We start from the raw sequence: 16,822 nt of genomic DNA, 5'->3' as shown, positions 1-16,822 counted from the left end.
AAACGATAACCTCCAAATAATATACTCCTCGCATGATTGGCTTAATTTCATAACTTGAAAAATAAACATCCAATACAACCATGAAAAAATACATACTACTCATCGGACTCTCTTTGTTGAGTTTGTCTGGATATGGCCAAAATACAGTCACAGGCTATGTATATGAGGACCTCAATGCAAACGGAAAAAAGGATAGACGTGAAAAAGGACTCTCAAATGTATCCGTATCCAATGGGTTAGAAGTAGTCAAAACAGATGACAAGGGCCAATATGTACTTCCGATCCAAGAGGATCAGACTATTTTTGTGATCAAGCCATCGGATTACGCCCTGCCAAAAAACGAAAACAACCTTCCCAAGTTCTTTTATAGCCACAAGCCAAAAGGTTCTCCCACCAACCTGAAATATGCAGGAGTCAGTCCGACTGGAGCATTGCCCAAATCAGTGGATTTTGGACTTTTGCCCTCCACGTCCGAAAGCAACTTTACTGCTTTGGTATTCGGAGACCCGCAGCCCTACAACATGACTGAGATGGGGTATTTTGAAAAAGGGGTAGTCAATGAAGTCGCCGGCATTCAAGGAATCCGCTTTGGGATTTCGGTGGGCGATATCGCCGGAGATGACCTGTCCTTGTACCCGGCCTATGCAAATGCGATCGGAAAAGTCGGTGTGCCTTGGTTTTCGGTTATGGGAAATCACGACATGAACCTTGACGCACCGACAGACGAGCTTACAGATGAGACTTTTGAATCCTTTTTTGGCCCGGCCACTTATGCTTTCAATGAAGGCGATGTTCACTTTGTGGTGTTGGAAAATATCCTTTATCCGGATCCAAGAGACGGTCAGGGATATTGGGGAGGACTGAGGGCCGATCAGTTACAGTTTGTTGAAAACAACCTCAAATTAGTCCCAAAAGACAAATTGGTCGTCGTATTCATGCATATCCCGTTGTTTGAAGAGGGAGAAAGCTACCGAGACGAAGACAGAGAAAAACTGTTGGAGCTGCTGTCGGATTTCCCAAATACCGTGTCGCTCTCCGCACATACGCATTATCAGAAGCAGACTTTCTTCGGAAAAGAGGAAGGGTATAACCAAAGCAAAGCCCATCACCATTATAACATCGGCACTCCTTCGGGTGATTGGTACAGCGGAAGGATGAGAGAAAGCGGCGTGCCCGAATCCACCATGCGTGACGGTTCGCCAAACGGTTATGTATTTATGGATTTTGAAGGCAACCAATACAAAGCGAGGTACAAAGCCGCCGGAAAACCCGCTACCTATCAGATGGAAATCTTTGCCCCGAAAGTATTGGAGAAGGGAAAAAGAACCTCCACGGGGATTATTGTCAACTTCTTTATGGGCACTGCCAATGATGAAGTCCGCTACAGGATCGACAATGGCGAATGGAGAAAAATGACCAACCTCACAGATTACGACCCTTCATATTTGCTCAAAATCTTCGAATGGGATACCACCGAAACACTCCTTGACGGAAGAAGGCCTTCCAATGCCGCACGCACGGACCACCTTTGGAGGGCTCCCATATCTTCAGGCTTAGAGTTGGGAGAGCACACCATCGAGGTCGAGGCCACTGACATGTTTGGTCAAAAACATACCGGAACCAAAACGTTTAGGATTGCAGAATAAGGTTTCTCGAATCCATAGATCAATTTGATATTAATAGATATTGGATATTGATGGATATTATGAGGTGAATTCTAAGGCTTATTTTGGAACATATCGCTGATAAATGATCTTTATCAAAACACCCCAACCATAACCATAGGCTTGGGGTGTTTTTTTATTCCTTTCTTCCAATGACTTGTTTGCGCCCGTCACAATGATCCGCCGCGGCGGAGAAATGTCTCAGTTAAGAGAGATTCTTCACCTACGCAGGCTGCGGTTCAGAATGACGGAGGAACAACCGTCATTCCATTTCTGAAACTTAGAAGGATGCTACAGGCAATTGTCACAGTATTTTTGAATTTCTGGGAAACCTTCATTTTTCTTCCTTTTTGGTATTGAAAATATGTTTAAATTATAAACATTAAAATGTTTATTAAATTGACATATTATGGAAAGGAAGAGGAGTATTGTCCACATGGACCTGGATTCGTTTTTTGTATCGGTGGAGCGGCTGTATGACAGTAGGCTGAATGGAAAACCCATTCTCATCGGCGGTTCGGGAGACCGGGGAGTCGTGGCTTCCTGCAGCTACGAGGCAAGGAAGTTTGGTGTGCACTCTGCCATGCCCATGCGTACGGCACGGCAACTTTGCCCCGAGGCGCTGATCATCCGTGGGGATTTTGAGAAGTACAGCCAAAAATCCCACGAGGTCACCGAGATCATCCGGGAGGATGTGCCGCTGTTTGAAAAGTCCTCCATCGATGAGTTTTACATCGATTACACCGGCATGGACAGGTTTTTTGGTTGCTTCAAGATGGCACATGAACTCCGCCAAAGGATCATCAAAGAAAGCGGGCTACCGATTTCCTTGGGGCTTTCGGAAAACAAAACCGTCTCCAAAGTAGCCACTGGAGAAGCCAAACCCAACAATGAAAAGGAAATTCCCTACGGGATGGAAAAACCCTTTCTCGCTCCCCTATCCGTCCGCAAGATTCCCATGATCGGGGAAAAAACTTCGCACACCTTATACAATATGGGCGTCAAAAAGGTACAGACCCTACAGGTCATGCCCGCAGAACTGCTTGAAGCTACTTTTGGGAAAAACGGCACCATGATCTGGGAAAAAGCAAACGGCATAGACCGCTCGCTCGTGACGCCTTATTCAGAAGCGAAGTCCATTTCGACCGAAAACACCTTCGAGCAAGACACCATCGATGTCAAGATGCTCGAAGCCAACCTCATCGCCATGACGGAGCAGATCTCCACCAAACTGCGCCAAAAGCAACAGCTTACAGCCTGCGTGAGCGTGAAGATCCGCTATTCGGATTTTGACACACATACCGTGCAGCAGCGTGTCCCTTACACTTCTGCGGACCATACGCTGATCCCGATCGTGAAGGAATTGTTCAAAAAACTGTACAACCGCCGTATGCTGATCCGCCTGATCGGGGTGCGCTTCAGCCACCTCGTTCATGGCAATTACCAGATCAACCTCTTCGAAGATACGCAGGAGCAGATCCGGCTTTACCAGGCCCTCGACCGGCTCAATACCAGATATGGCGACAAAACCGTCTGCCGTGCCATCGGCATGTCCATAGGCAGAAGAAGATTCAATCCATTTAATGGTGTGGCGATGTGAGGCTAAACTGATTTGGAGGCAATCTGATGTTGTTACAACGACAGATTGTACAAAAACATCGTTAGGATGTGGTTTTTTACTTCTACAGTCGTGTGAAAAAAGAGATGATTTGAAATAAATTATTATTTTCGTTAAATTGAATCCTATTATGAAAATTAACAAGAATAATCTTCTTCTCACATTATACTCATTATCCATGATGCTTGTATGGGGGATCTGCTTTCTGGATATTGAGTTTAGCTCTTCCATTTCAGTAATTATAGGAACAGCTTTTACAGTTTACACTCTTTATCTGGTAAAAAACTCGAACGCTTATGTGAATTCAGCAAAACCGTGGGTGTATCTGTTCATTGGACCGGTAATCTATTTAGTTTCTGCCGCTATACAATTTATACCTTTGCATCCGATTTTTTTCCTCAAAAGTCCGATTCTATTTGGGTTCATAGTGTTTTCATTTACGTATCTTATCCAAAATTTTTCACTCAAAACCCATGGGGCGGTAATTTTATTTGTAAGTTATATTTATGCATTTGGTCTTTTTCCGCAATTTGAAGCAGAAGCAAAAATGCCTCCTGAAAAATTTAACTTGACAGTTTCTGCAACAGAAAATGACTCATGAACGATGTGCTAAATCTAGAAAAAGCAAGTTTCAAAAATGGAACTTGCTTTTTTTTGATTATCGGTAACGTCAATAAATACCAGAACATTATGTCTATAGGCAAAAGGAGGTTTAACCCTTTTAATGGAGTAACGATGTGAGGGAGAAAAGGAAGAAACTGTTTCCACCCAAAAAACTATACTCTAAATGCAGCACTCATAAGACGCTGCTCATTTCGTGGAATACCTATTTCATTGGCTACTTTTTGGATTTACCCATCAATTCCAGATCCTGAAGCTTTCTCCCGAATTCATCATCGGCGGCAAGTTTTAAAAAATCCTCTTCCAAGTTTAAAACCCGGAGGACATTAAAGTATGACCCCAATGCCACACTGGGATTTCCCTTTTCTATCTGGTATAAAGTAGTCCTGTTGATTCCTGCCCTTTCCGATACCTGAATGGTGCTAAACTTCCTTCTCTTTCTTGCGAGTTTGATGTTTTCACCCATTTGTTCCAGCATTTTCTGAAACCTTGGCAGTAAAATCGCTTTCTTGGATTTCATTTTTGTTGTTTAATATCCACAATATAAATACTTATGCTGATATTAAACAACATAAGTATTTGATGATATCTATTCATCATTTCAACCTCCGAATATTTTCACACCAACACTGACATGTAATTCTCGGAATTGACGATTTGAAAAGTAGATTCAGGATACGCTTCCTCAAATCCCTGAGGCAGAAATGAGCTTCTTTTGGGATTCCATTTTGCTTCAAAGGCATATATTTTCCCATCTCTTTCTTCTATCCAATCTATCTCTTTGCCCGTAGTGGTTCTCCAAAAGAATACATTGCTCCTGATTTTGTTGTAATGGAGAAACTTCATCCGCTCGCTGATAATGAAATTTTCCCAGAGGCCACCGACATCATTTCTCAAGGATAGGGAATTAAAATTATTGACAATGGCATTCCTGATCCCGTTGTCCCAGAAATAGACTTTTTTTCCTTTTTTGATTTCCCTTCTCATATTCCTGTTGAAGGAATTGAGCCTGAAAACAACAAAACTTTTTTCTAACAAATCCAGGTATTTTTCAGCAGTTTCCTTGTCTATACCTATCGTGTTGCCCAACTCATTAAATGTAATTTCGGAACCTACCTGAAGGGCCAATGCCAATAATAATTTCTGAAGGATCACAGGTTTCCTCACCTGATCCAAAGTCAAGATATCCTTATATAAATAACTTGAAGTAATTTCCTCCAAAATATCCCTGGCATCATTGGGATTCTTGACAACCTCCGGATAAAAACCATATATCATCCTCGCCTCCAACAGCCTTTTCTCCTCCCTTTCAGAGCTGTATTCCGCCATTTCCTGTGTCGAGAATGGATAAAGGTGAAATTCTCTCTTTCTCCCAGTCAATGGTTCATTGATTTCATTTGCTAATTCCAAGGCCGAAGAACCGGACGCGATTACTTGTGTATTGGGAATGTTGTCCACTATCAATTTCAATGTCAACCCAATATTTTTTACTCTCTGTGCTTCATCGACGATTACCAGTGTATTTGAACCGATCAGATTGGTAAGAGAGGTGACCGTCGCTTCTGTCAAATCTGACCTATCGTCCGGATTGTCACAATTCAGCCACAATGTCTTTTCATTTCTTTGATCCACCAATTGCCTCAACAATGTTGTTTTACCAACCTGCCTCGGGCCAGATATCAAAAGAATCTTTCCATTATGCGTCATTTCCAAGATTTGACTCTCCAATTTTCTTCTTACCATCTCAGAAAATATTTTGAGTAAAAATAATGCATATTATCGACCTAACCGAAAATAAACATGTATTTCTTCGATCGTAACCGAAAATAAACATGTAATTCTTCGATCGTAACCGAAAAATTATATGTTTAAAAGTGGATTAGGTCCAAATTGGATGAATTGATCCTGCCCGTTTCCATTTAAAAAAGTGATGCTTTTTATAACCTCTATTTAACTTCCTCCGGCTTTTCTCGATAAACCCTCACGTAATCCACTTCCATCCTTTGGGGCCAAATATCAGCGGCAACACCTTTGCTACCTCCCCAATTTCCTCCAACAGCGATATTCATGATCAGGTGAAATGGCATATCAAAAGGCCATTCGGCGGTATTCTTTTCTGTATTCAAAAAAGTGTGGTAAAGCTCTCCGTCGATATAGAAATCTATTTTCTTTTCCTGCCAATCGATGGCATAGGTATGAAATTCCTCGGAACAGGTATGCACTGATTTGGTCGCTCCCATTTGGGTTCCGATCGTATGGTTGAATGCTTCGGTATGCACTGTCCCGTGGACAGTCCCCTGGTCATAGCCTACATGCTCCATGATGTCGATTTCGCCGCTTTTGGGCCATCCTCCATATTTGTTTTCTTCGGGAAGCATCCATATAGCAGGCCAGGTTCCCAAGCCGGATGGTAACTTTGCCCTAACTTCTATGTAGCCATATTGCCACGAGGCATTGCCTTTGGTGACCAACCGGGCCGAGGTATATGCCTTAGAAAATGTACTGTCCTGATGGGCTTCTATGATCAGGTTTCCATTTTCAACCCTTGCATTGGCAAGGGTTTCTTTGGTGTAGTATTGCAATTCATTGTTGCCCCAACCGTGATCACCGACATCATAGCTCCATTTACCGGGGTCGGGAAGACCTTCAACTTCAAATTCATCCGACCAAACGAGATTTGGTTCCTGATCATTTCCTCCACAAGCCAATAAGAGAATCAATGGGATTGTTTTTACAATATTTTTCATAATAAATATCTAATATTTTATGTTTGGAATAGTATTTGTTTAATTCAATGTATATTTTATGTTAAACCTAAACCAAAACTACCATGGCATTAGACTTAAAGATCAAAGGAAACTGGAACGAGTTGAAAGGTAAATTAAAGGAAAAATACGGGGAACTCACAGACGACGACCTTGTTTATGCAGAAGGTCAGGAAGACCAACTTCTCGGTAGGCTTCAAAAGAAAACTGGCGCTGCAAAAGATGAACTTACCAAATTCCTCTTTGGAAAAGATTGAAATTACTAAACCACAATTATGGAGCGGCACATGCCGCTCTTTTTTTTGCCTTACTTTAATTCCATTACCCAAAGAATGGTATTCCATTTTTTCTAAATTTGTTGGATACATAAACCCAAATACAAATGGCTTACTACCACAGATTGGGGAATATTCCCCCGAAAAGACATATCCAGTTTAGACAGCCTGACGGGAGCCTTTACAAAGAAGAACTCGTTACCTCTAAGGGATTCTCCGGCATCTATTCCATCCTCTACCATATTCACAATCCCAATGATGTCAAATCCATCGGCAAGCCTACCCCCTATTCATGGGAACCGGCCAAAGCCCATGGACTGCAACAGACGCATCTCAAAACTTCAGGTGTAGGCATTACCGGCAAGGATTATCTTTCCGCCCGCAAAATGCTCATGATGAACAATGATGTCATGATGGGCATTTGCACACCCGAACAGCGTAAAATGGACTTTTTCTTCAAGAATGCCGACGGGGATGAACTGATTTATGTGCATGACGGCGAAGGAGTGATGTATTCCCAATTTGGGAAATTAGAAGTGAGACAAGGGGATTATATTGTGATTCCGAGGACGACGATTTACAGGTTTGAATGGAAAGAAGAAGGACCACTGCGACTATTGGTGATCGAATCTCAAGGTCCGATCGAGACTGTCAAAAGGTATAGAAATGAAGTCGGGCAATTGCTTGAACATTCTCCCTACTGCGAAAGAGACATCCGCACGCCACGTGAATTGGTCATCGAATCAGAAAAGGGCGATTACCTTGTCCAGATCAAAAAAGGAGGAATGCTTTATCCTTATCATTATGGGCACAGTCCCTTGGACATTGTCGGATGGGACGGTTATTTGTATCCTTATGCACTTTCCATCCATGATTTTGAGCCGATTACGGGAAGAATCCACCAGCCGCCTCCGGTGCATCAGACTTTTCAGGCATGGGGATTTGTCATCTGTTCTTTTGTGCCAAGGCTGTTTGATTACCATCCCTTGGCCATTCCTGCCCCCTACAACCACAGCAATATCGATTCTGATGAAGTACTCTATTATGCCGAGGGGGAATTTATGAGCAGAAAAGGTATTGACCGGGGTTCCTTCACCATTCATATGGGCGGACTTCCGCATGGCCCGCATCCGGGAACTGTCGAGAAATCCATCGGGGCAAAATCCACCGAAGAGATCGCCGTGATGCTTGATACATTCAAACCTTTGCAGGTCACTACGCAAGGTCTTGAATTTGTTGACCCTAATTATCCTATGTCCTGGAAGGAGTAGGTGATCGGTTATTGGGTTATTGGTTATTGGTTAATTGATTATTGGTTAATTGAGCAGGTTTTGAAATCAAAACAGCTTCTCATTAAAAATGGGAAGCTGTTTTTTTTGAAAATGATTAACTCTAAATATCCTAGTTATGTATTTACACTTTCTTTCCTTAACCATTTAAAACTCGGAGTGAGGTTCAATTGAAGTGGCTATGGACTGTCGACTGTGGTCTATGGACAGATATTATCCAAATGTCCATTATCTGTTTGATCCGAATCATTTCTTATCCACAATTTCCAATATCGGCTGTCCCGTAGCACCGTTAGGGAGTCTGATATCAAGCATCATAGAAAGTGTCGGCGCAATATCAGTAACCGTCGCGTACCTTGAACTTTCACCTTGTGGAACATTCCATCCCATAAATACTATTGGAACATGGGTGTCGTAAGTATAGCCTGTCCCGTGGGTTGTTCCTTTGAAAGAACTGCTTAGCCAAGCCGGTTCTAATATCAACAATAAGTCTCCTGAGGCTTTGTGGTTATACCCCATTTGGAGAAGTGACTTTTTTCCTGTCAGATAATCCATTCTTCTCATATCTGTTCCGGTATATACTTCTTTGATCCCGGGAAATTTTAACAGAAATTCCGCTAGTTCCCTTTGCATCTGCTCGATATTGACCCCTTTTTCTTTAGCGAGATCATAGTTCAGAAAAACCTGCTCGTTGGTAAAGCTTGAAATCCAGTTACCCTCACCATATTTCAAAATTGAAAACCCCCGCATTTGGGTTAAGATATAGCGGGTATTAAAGTTGCCGGCAGGCACATTTTCGCTCAACATATAATCCACAATGTCAGCCACTGCATGGTCTGCAGTGAGGAAAACCAAATACTCATCTTTCCCATATTCCTTGTCGAGGAAATTGAAAAATTGCTCCAACTCCCTGTCCAGTCTCAGGTAGTTGTCTTCCAATTCTACGGACGTCGGCCCAAACCGGTGTCCGATATAATCGGGTGAAGAGAAGCTTACCGCCAACAAATCGGTCTCTCCTCTTTTGCCCAACTTCTCTCCTTCAATAGCTGCATAAGCCATGTCCAAGGTGAGGGTATTCCCAAAAGGCGTCCCGGCAATTATGCCAAGCCCTCGATTGTTTTCCATCAGACTTGGCAGGTCATAGGGGAAAACTGTCTTTTCCTGTCCGATAAATGGCCCCTCAAATGAGTTGTCATCCTCAATGCTTTGCTTGTAAGTATCTATCGGAAAAAGCGGCACCCATTTTTGAGAACTGTATTTCTCTGCTAATTTCTTTTCATTGAACTTTTGTACCCAAGTGGGCAAAGAGTCATAATAATAGGTTGAGGTCATGAAATTGCCTGTGATGTTGTCAAACCAATAGGCATCTCCCAAATGCCCTGCCGGAAGTGAAGCTCCTCTATCTTTGAGGGCAATAGCCACGACTTTGGACCTTTTGTTTGATGCAAATCTAATTTCATCAGAGATAGTGGTCGAATACATATTTCGCGGAGAGATTTTCCCGTTATCAGCATCCCCTCCTACCGCAGTGACCGTGCTGTCTTCCGCACAATACATCGTCCTGCCAAGGCTTCGCACATACCAATCATTGGCGATAATGCCATGGGTAGCCGGTGTCGTTCCGGTGTAGACAGAAGCATGACCGGGACCAGTATAGGTTGGGATATAGTTGTAATGGGCATTCTTCATCATGAAGCCGTCTTTCATTAACCTCTTGAATCCTCCTTCGGTATACCTGTCCTGAAACTTATAAAAATATTCCTGCCGCATCTGATCAACTACAATTCCTACCACAATCTTGGGTTTTGAAGTAGGTTCGTTCTTTTGGTTTTGGGCAAAAGCCATGAAGTTAAAAAGCACAAACATGAAAACGATCATCAATTTTTTCATTCTTAATAGGTGTTTAAATTTTGGCAAATATAGGGATTTCAATTTTGGCAGCATTTTACCCATTTGTCAATCGGTGGGTAATTGTCCAGAAGGGAATTCAATTTTTCATGGTCGGTTTACCTTATTTTTGTAAAAGGGGCACTATATTTCCCACTTAATCAAACTATAATTCAAAATGAAATTCAAATTCACCGGCATTTTCCTTTTTGCTTTTATTACTTTCATTTTATCTGAAAACAACCTTCTTGCCCAATCCTTTTTCGATGACGGTTTGAGTCCTGAATTCCATAAAGGCCGCAGGGAGGCTTTAAGAAATCTTTTGCCGGATAACTCAGCAGCAGTTTTTTTCAACAATCCGGTCAAAAACAGGTCCAACGACACTGATTTCACCTATAGACCAAATTCAGATTTTTATTATTTCACCGGTTTTAGGGAGCCAAATTCTGCCTTGATCGTCTTCAAAACACCAATGGCTATAGATGGCAAATCAGTCAGTGAAATCATTTATGTTCAACCCAAAGATCCTGCCAAAGAACAATGGGATGGCGAAAGACTCGGTGTGGAAGGTGTCAGGGAAAAGCTAGGATTTGAGCATGTATTTTTTTATTCTGATTTTCTAAAATCCCCAGCCATAGACCCTAAGCTTTTGAAAAGCGTGCTTTCCTTTGACCTTGGAGAAATTGAAAGAAATAGCTACAACAATCCTCTAAAGGCAATGATTGCGGCTTTGAAATCAGCCCATTCCACACCTTTGAAACCTGCTGACATGGCACTTAACAATATCCTGGAAAGGATGAGGGTAATCAAAACTGAAGAAGAGATTGAAATTATCAAGAAAGCAGTAGCGATCTCAGGTTACGGACATATGGAAGCTTTCCGATCCATTCAACCCGGCACTACTGAAAGGGCAATCCAGGGCGCACATGAATTTGTCCATAAGGCCATGGGGGCAGAATACGTCGGATATGGTTCGATTGTCGGTTCGGGCAACAACTCCACAATCCTTCACTATGTGGATAATGGTGTAGTGAATCTGCAAGAGGGCCTTGTCCTGATGGATGTGGGTGCAGAATACAGGGGCTATTCCGGTGACATTACACGAACAGCGCCGGTAAAGGGTGTTTTTTCTTCTGAAGAAAAAGCCATTTATGAAATTGTCCTGAAAGCCTTGGAAGCAGGCACCAAAGCTTGTACCGTAGGTGCTGATTTCAGGGACGTCGATGCTGCCGCCCGCGAAGTTATTGACGAAGGACTTATGAAGTTGGGATTGGTCAAAGCAGGTGAACGTCACCGGTATTTCCCCCACGGCGTAGGTCATCATCTTGGTTTGGATGTACATGACAGGGGTGCTTATGGCACTTTGGAAGCCGGAATGATCTTGACTGTAGAACCGGGAATATACATTCCTGAAGGCAGTCCGGTAGATCCCAAGTGGTGGAAAATAGGCATCCGGATTGAAGACAATATCCTAATCACCGAGGATGGTAATGAAAACCTAAGTGAATTTGTACCAAGAAAAATAGCAGACATTGAAAAACTGATGAAAGAGGAAGGTCTTCTCCAAAAAACAGGACTACCAAATTTGGATAAAAAATAACCCTGACATTCAAAACCTAATGCTTTAAAATAAAGTTGAAAGAGGACGGGATCATATCCAAGTTCCTGATCTTTTTCTCTTAATTTTGAACTATGAGCGCCACAACCAAAGCCAAAAGACTTTCTTTTTGGAGTCTTCTCAAAATCAGCAGACCACTCAATCTGGTGATTGTGGCTTTTGCACAGCTGATGACGGCGTATTTTTTGGTGGAGACCACCCGAAAGGGACTTCCTGTCCTACAAGACATCAACCTTTATCTGATCATTATTTCAACAGTCATCCTGACGGCCGCCGGCTACATGATCAATGACTATTATGATGTCAAAATAGACTATGTCAACAAACCTGATGAAGTCATTATCGGCAAAGGGATGAAAAGGCGAGTCGCTATTTTTCTCCATACTATCCTTAACATCAGTGGGGTTGGGATTGGGCTGATTGTCAGTCCAAGGATTGCAGTGATCAACTTTATTGCCTCTTTTTTACTTTGGCTTTACAGCAATTCCCTGAAACGGCTGCCTTTTATAGGGAATTTCACCGTAGCCTTACTGACAGGAACAGCTATTTGGATTATCGGTTATTATTATCAAAAATCAGAATTATTGGTACTCACTTACGCCATTTTCGCATTTTTTATCAACCTGATCCGAGAAATCATCAAAGACATCGAAGACCGGCAAGGCGATAGAAAACACGGTTGCCGCACGCTTCCGATTGTTTTTGGCTTCCGCAATACCAAAAGGATCATTTTTACGATCGCCTTTTGTTTTATCAGCGCTATTTTGATAGTTACTTTCAAGATCAATAATACCCAGCTTTATTTTTACTTTGGGGGCTTGAGCATCCTCTTTTTCATTTTTATGTACAAAATATACATGGCTGACCGCAAAGCTCATTTCACCCAACTGAGTATTCTTTCCAAAATGCTGATGTTCACAGGGATTTTGAGTATGGCTTTTTTGTGAAAGAGATGTGAGATGTGAGTTCCGATAGCTATCGGAATGAGACTTGAGTTCCGCTATCGGAATGAGATATCAGAAGCGAGAGACGAGAGACGAGACATTGAATATTGTTTTGATTTCAAAACAATTGTGGTATAAAATTGTATTGTATTCAAAACATTAATTTTATTAATTTGTTTTGAATTCAATACATTTATTCATTAATTTTGTTTTGAACCTGAAACAATAATGGAAGAGTTACTCAATTTTCAAGCAAATATCCTTAACCAAATATCTGATAATTGGTCAAGGTATCTATTGAAGGATCTTATGGTCAATGAAAGATTGTTAGGTCTGAAGGGATTGAGAGGCGTTGGAAAAACAACAATCCTGCTGCAATACATGGCATACCAGTATCCCGAAAAACCTAAGGCATTGTATGTTACTGCTGATCATCCCTATTTCTATACCAACAGTTTATTTAACTTGGCGGGTATTTGGTATGCGAATGAGGGAAAGCTATTGCTGATAGATGAAGTACACAAATACCCAAATTGGTCTAGGGAATTGAAGTTAATTTACGATGGGTTTCCGAGTCTTCAGGTTTTCTTCACCAGTTCGTCAGCATTAGATCTGTACCGTGGTGAATCGGACCTGAGCAGGAGATTAGCAGTTCAAGATCTTGAAGGGATGTCATTTAGGGAATACCTAAATTTTACCCAAAAATTTGGGTTTGAGAAGATTAGTCTGGAAGATGTTTTGATTAATCACCAAGAGATTGCGGCTGAGATTTCAAAAAAAATCCATCCTTTGCCTTATTTCAAGACCTACTTGAAAAATGGCTATTTCCCGTTTGCGGCTAATTTATCGCCAGAAAGCTTCCCATCACGCATTATCCAGATTCTCAATACCGTGTTGGAAACTGATCTTTCTTTTGCACAAGATTACAGTGCCGGCAATGTAGCAAAGATTAAAAGGCTATTGGGGGTAATTGCAGCATCTGCACCTTTCGAACCCAATATTTCTAAAATTGCTGAGAAATTGGGCTTGGGAAGAAATACGGTTTATCTATTTCTACACCATCTCCAAGATGCCAAAATCATCAGGATGATCAATATGACAGGCAAGAGTATGGGGAGTCTGCAAAAACCTGATAAGATCTATTTTGAGAATCCAAATTTCACTTATGCGTTACAGGCAGAAGTCAATGTTGGGGCAGTCAGGGAAACGTTTTTTATCAACCAAATCTCTAACTCGGGGAGCGATATCAGCCTGAGTAAGGACGGGGATTTCTTGGTTGAAGGAAAATACATTTTCGAAGTAGGTGGTAAAAACAAAGGCTTTGAGCAAATCAAGGACCTGGAAAACAGCCACCTTGCATTAGACGAAATTGAAATCGGCTTTGGTAAAAAAATCCCCTTGTGGCTATTTGGGTTTTTGTATTGATTTAAATTTAGAGATTTGGGATGGTTGATTCCTTCCCAAATACTCTTTTCCACCATAATCTTGAAAAAGAGCACCCTGCTCAGGGCTAAATCTATAAGGACCTTGTAAATTTCAAATGATAAGGTCAAGTTTTCTATTTCAATCCTATATTTTTACAGCTTCAAAAAAAACCAAGCAATCTTGAAAAAAATAGCCATCCTAGCTTCCGGTAGCGGTACCAATGCCGAAAAGATCATGGAGTATTTCCAAAGCTCCTCAAAAGGCCAAGTGGTCCTTGTGGCTTCTAACAAAAAAGATGCATTTGTATTGGAAAGGGCTAAGAAATTCCAAGTTCCTACACACAGTTTTTCAAAATCAGAACTTGAATCCGGAATACTAACAGACCAACTCCAGACCTTAGGAGTCGATTTGGTAGTATTGGCGGGCTTCCTTCTCAAAATTCCCGACAATCTCATTCAAACTTTCCCAAATCAAATCGTTAACATCCACCCTGCCCTATTGCCAAACTACGGAGGAAAAGGAATGTATGGTGCCCATGTCCACCAAGCTGTGAAAGATGCAGGGGATGCTGAAACAGGAATCACGATACACTTGGTCAATGAACATTATGACGAAGGAAAAATCATCTTTCAAGCCGCTGTATCGGTAAGTCCTACAGATAGCCCCGACGATATCGCTCACAAAGTCCACCAACTCGAGCACAAATACTTCCCAAATGTGATTGAAAGCCTGCTATAATCCCTTGGTTTTCCTACCTTTGCGACTTCAAAAAATTCTCCATATAACTCATCCTCTCTGCACACTATTTTCTTTGTGACTTAGTGCCTTTGTGGGATTCAATTAAACATGGCTACCAAAAAAATACAATCCGCCCTCATTTCGGTCTATTACAAAGACAATCTTGAACCTATCATTGCCCAACTGAAAGCACAAGGAGTAACCATATACTCCACCGGCGGCACCCAGGCTTTTATCGAACAACAAGGTGCTGAAGTCATCCCCGTGGAGGAACTGACGGGTTATCCTTCCATCTTTGGAGGCAGGGTAAAAACACTTCACCCAAAAATATTTGGAGGAATCCTCCACCGAAGAGACCATTCCGGGGATATTTCCCAAGCTGCTGAGTTTGATATTCCTGCCATTGACCTGGTGATTGTTGACTTGTATCCATTTGAAGAAACGGTCGCCTCAGGAGCATCCGAAACTGATATCATCGAAAAAATAGACATCGGAGGCATTTCCCTCATCCGTGCAGCAGCCAAAAACTTCAAGGATGTAGTCATCATTGCTTCCAAAGCACAATATGGCGAATTGGAAGAAAGGCTGTCGAAACAAGATGGCGCAACGACTTTGGATGACCGTCGCTATTTTGCGGCGCAGGCTTTTCAGGTTTCCTCCAATTATGACACCCATATTTTCAACTTTTTCAACCAATCTGAAAGTATCCCTGCCCTCAAAATCTCCGAAACAAAAGCCAAGGCTTTGCGCTACGGAGAAAACCCGCATCAAGGAGCCCATTTTTATGGAGATATGGAGGCATTGTTTGACCAATTGAATGGAAAAGAACTTTCCTACAACAACTTGGTGGACGTAGATGCTGCAGTGGCTTTGATTGCGGAATTTGAAGGAGAAACGGCATTTGCAATCCTAAAACATACCAATGCCTGCGGGGTGGCTACTGCCAAAACTGTTCAGGAAGCTTACAAAAAAGCATTTGAAGCGGATACCACTTCCGCCTTTGGGGGTGTTTTGATCACCAACCAAAATGTAGACCTCGCGGCAGCCGAGGAAATGCACAGTCTTTTCTTTGAAGTCTTGATCGCCCCATCTTTTGACGAAGAGGCTTTGACATTGCTCAAAGGGAAGAAAAACAGAATCCTTCTCAGGCAAAAAATACAGATCGAGGGCACCAAGCAAATCAAAACTTTGCTCAATGGCATCATCGAACAGGACAAAGATCTTAAGACCGAAACCAAAGCCGACTTCAAAGTGATGACCAAAATCACGCCAACTGACGAAGAACAGGACGCATTGGTATTTGCTGCCAAAGTCTGCAAGCATACCAAATCCAACACCATCATCCTGAGCAACAGCAACCAATTGTTTGCTTCGGGAGTTGGACAGACATCAAGGGTGGACGCACTGAGACAAGCGATCGAGAAGGCAAAATCTTTTGGCTTTGAGCTGAAAGGTGCCGTCATGGCTTCAGATGCATTTTTCCCTTTCCCTGATTGTGTGGAAATCGCACATGAAGCAGGCATCACAGCTGTCGTCCAACCTGGCGGATCCATCAAGGACCAAGACAGTATCGCCTTTTGCGATGCACATGGAATGAGTATGGTGATGACGGGTGTGAGGCATTTCAAGCATTAAGAAGCGAGAGATTAGAAGCGAGAGAGGAGACCGTTTGAAAATATTTCAGACGGTCTTTTCTTTTTACAACCTCGAAAAATTTAGAAACTCAAAGTAAAACCAACAAAACCCGATAAATAATTTGAGAGAATATCCATTCCTCAAAAAACCATTATTTTCATTTCCCGAGACACTAGTAAAAATGATGATTTAATCAATTTCATGACAAGAGACTAAAATATCCGGTACTTCCGTCTTCCGACCCGTTTGAAGTAGAATTTTGGATTACTGACATAGAATCAGAGTTCTATTAAATCCTTCATCTCAACCCATTTCTTTTCATTCCCGATTTCTATTTTCTATT

The 16,822-nt window shown here is 42.0% G+C and carries 14 protein-coding genes; 10 read left to right on the top strand and 4 right to left on the bottom strand.

Translation table 11 applies throughout. The annotated features are described in order from the left end of the window. Positions 1-80: 80 nt before the first annotated feature. The 3 genes from MMU07_RS11920 to MMU07_RS11910 all read left to right on the top strand — a co-directional run bounded on the left by MMU07_RS11920 (position 81) and on the right by MMU07_RS11910 (position 3,883). On the top strand, positions 81-1,646 hold the full coding sequence (locus tag MMU07_RS11920) for a calcineurin-like phosphoesterase C-terminal domain-containing protein (RefSeq protein WP_241126101.1): 1,566 nt from the start codon (positions 81-83) through the stop codon (positions 1,644-1,646). Positions 1,647-2,073: 427 nt separating this feature from the next. Then, positions 2,074-3,264, top strand: coding sequence for a DNA polymerase IV (gene dinB / locus MMU07_RS11915; protein WP_241126100.1), 1,191 nt, complete (start codon positions 2,074-2,076; stop codon positions 3,262-3,264). 148 nt (positions 3,265-3,412) lie between these two features. Beyond that, positions 3,413-3,883, top strand: a complete 471-nt coding sequence (locus tag MMU07_RS11910) for a hypothetical protein (protein ID WP_241126099.1) — start codon at positions 3,413-3,415, stop codon at positions 3,881-3,883. Positions 3,884-4,120: 237 nt separating this feature from the next. On the opposite strand, the gene MMU07_RS11905 is transcribed toward MMU07_RS11910, so the two are convergent. The 3 genes from MMU07_RS11905 to MMU07_RS11895 all read right to left on the bottom strand — a co-directional run bounded on the left by MMU07_RS11905 (position 4,121) and on the right by MMU07_RS11895 (position 6,650). Then, positions 4,121-4,423: a helix-turn-helix domain-containing protein gene (locus tag MMU07_RS11905; protein WP_241126098.1), complete on the bottom strand. Its 303-nt coding sequence runs from the start codon at positions 4,421-4,423 to the stop codon at positions 4,121-4,123. A 98-nt stretch (positions 4,424-4,521) separates the two neighbouring features. Further along, positions 4,522-5,646 carry an ATP-binding protein gene (locus MMU07_RS11900; RefSeq protein WP_241126097.1) on the bottom strand — a complete coding sequence of 375 codons (1,125 nt, stop codon included), beginning with the start codon at positions 5,644-5,646 and terminating at the stop codon, positions 4,522-4,524. A gap of 203 nt (positions 5,647-5,849) precedes the next feature. Next, complete coding sequence (locus MMU07_RS11895; protein ID WP_241126096.1) at positions 5,850-6,650, bottom strand: glycoside hydrolase family 16 protein; 801 nt, start codon at positions 6,648-6,650, stop codon at positions 5,850-5,852. A gap of 83 nt (positions 6,651-6,733) precedes the next feature. Between MMU07_RS11895 and MMU07_RS11890 the strand changes: the two genes are divergently transcribed. Beyond that, positions 6,734-6,925 carry a CsbD family protein gene (locus tag MMU07_RS11890; protein ID WP_241126095.1) on the top strand — a complete coding sequence of 64 codons (192 nt, stop codon included), beginning with the start codon at positions 6,734-6,736 and terminating at the stop codon, positions 6,923-6,925. Between the two features lie 125 nt (positions 6,926-7,050). After that, complete coding sequence (locus MMU07_RS11885; protein ID WP_241126094.1) at positions 7,051-8,214, top strand: homogentisate 1,2-dioxygenase; 1,164 nt, start codon at positions 7,051-7,053, stop codon at positions 8,212-8,214. Positions 8,215-8,478: 264 nt separating this feature from the next. On the opposite strand, the gene pafA is transcribed toward MMU07_RS11885, so the two are convergent. Beyond that, complete coding sequence (pafA, locus tag MMU07_RS11880) at positions 8,479-10,122, bottom strand: alkaline phosphatase PafA (RefSeq protein ID WP_241126093.1); 1,644 nt, start codon at positions 10,120-10,122, stop codon at positions 8,479-8,481. 175 nt (positions 10,123-10,297) lie between these two features. Between pafA and MMU07_RS11875 the strand changes: the two genes are divergently transcribed. From MMU07_RS11875 to purH, 5 genes are all read left to right on the top strand, one after another. After that, entirely contained in the window at positions 10,298-11,719 is a 1,422-nt protein-coding gene (locus MMU07_RS11875; protein ID WP_241126092.1) for an aminopeptidase P N-terminal domain-containing protein, read from the top strand. Between the two features lie 92 nt (positions 11,720-11,811). Beyond that, positions 11,812-12,684 (top strand): geranylgeranylglycerol-phosphate geranylgeranyltransferase, encoded by an 873-nt coding sequence (locus MMU07_RS11870; protein ID WP_241126091.1) that lies wholly within the window; start codon positions 11,812-11,814, stop codon positions 12,682-12,684. A gap of 225 nt (positions 12,685-12,909) precedes the next feature. Next, positions 12,910-14,106, top strand: coding sequence for an ATP-binding protein (locus MMU07_RS11865; RefSeq protein ID WP_241126090.1), 1,197 nt, complete (start codon positions 12,910-12,912; stop codon positions 14,104-14,106). A 180-nt stretch (positions 14,107-14,286) separates the two neighbouring features. Beyond that, the gene (gene purN / locus MMU07_RS11860) at positions 14,287-14,844 is read left to right on the top strand and encodes a phosphoribosylglycinamide formyltransferase (RefSeq protein ID WP_241126089.1); all 558 of its coding nucleotides are present in this window, start codon (positions 14,287-14,289) and stop codon (positions 14,842-14,844) included. A 108-nt stretch (positions 14,845-14,952) separates the two neighbouring features. Next, the gene (gene purH, locus MMU07_RS11855) at positions 14,953-16,479 is read left to right on the top strand and encodes a bifunctional phosphoribosylaminoimidazolecarboxamide formyltransferase/IMP cyclohydrolase (RefSeq protein ID WP_241126088.1); all 1,527 of its coding nucleotides are present in this window, start codon (positions 14,953-14,955) and stop codon (positions 16,477-16,479) included. The last annotated feature ends 343 nt before the right edge of the window (positions 16,480-16,822 follow it).

This window comes from Cognataquiflexum nitidum, from assembly GCF_022538055.1.
GTDB lineage: Bacteria > Bacteroidota > Bacteroidia > Cytophagales > Cyclobacteriaceae > Cognataquiflexum > Cognataquiflexum nitidum.
This window is presented reverse-complemented; position numbering and strand designations above follow the sequence as displayed.

Excerpts from the sequence above, each read along its gene's own strand:
- MMU07_RS11920 (WP_241126101.1), top strand. The coding sequence starts at position 81 with ATGAAAAAATACATACTACTCATCGGACTCTCTTTGTTGAGTTTGTCT.
- dinB (WP_241126100.1), top strand. The coding sequence starts at position 2,074 with ATGGAAAGGAAGAGGAGTATTGTCCACATGGACCTGGATTCGTTTTTT.
- MMU07_RS11910 (WP_241126099.1), top strand. The coding sequence starts at position 3,413 with ATGAAAATTAACAAGAATAATCTTCTTCTCACATTATACTCATTATCC.
- MMU07_RS11905 (WP_241126098.1), bottom strand. The coding sequence starts at position 4,423 with ATGAAATCCAAGAAAGCGATTTTACTGCCAAGGTTTCAGAAAATGCTG.
- MMU07_RS11900 (WP_241126097.1), bottom strand. The coding sequence starts at position 5,646 with ATGGTAAGAAGAAAATTGGAGAGTCAAATCTTGGAAATGACGCATAAT.
- MMU07_RS11895 (WP_241126096.1), bottom strand. The coding sequence starts at position 6,650 with ATGAAAAATATTGTAAAAACAATCCCATTGATTCTCTTATTGGCTTGT.
- MMU07_RS11890 (WP_241126095.1), top strand. The coding sequence starts at position 6,734 with ATGGCATTAGACTTAAAGATCAAAGGAAACTGGAACGAGTTGAAAGGT.
- MMU07_RS11885 (WP_241126094.1), top strand. The coding sequence starts at position 7,051 with ATGGCTTACTACCACAGATTGGGGAATATTCCCCCGAAAAGACATATC.
- pafA (WP_241126093.1), bottom strand. The coding sequence starts at position 10,122 with ATGAAAAAATTGATGATCGTTTTCATGTTTGTGCTTTTTAACTTCATG.
- MMU07_RS11875 (WP_241126092.1), top strand. The coding sequence starts at position 10,298 with ATGAAATTCAAATTCACCGGCATTTTCCTTTTTGCTTTTATTACTTTC.
- MMU07_RS11870 (WP_241126091.1), top strand. The coding sequence starts at position 11,812 with ATGAGCGCCACAACCAAAGCCAAAAGACTTTCTTTTTGGAGTCTTCTC.
- MMU07_RS11865 (WP_241126090.1), top strand. The coding sequence starts at position 12,910 with ATGGAAGAGTTACTCAATTTTCAAGCAAATATCCTTAACCAAATATCT.
- purH (WP_241126088.1), top strand. The coding sequence starts at position 14,953 with ATGGCTACCAAAAAAATACAATCCGCCCTCATTTCGGTCTATTACAAA.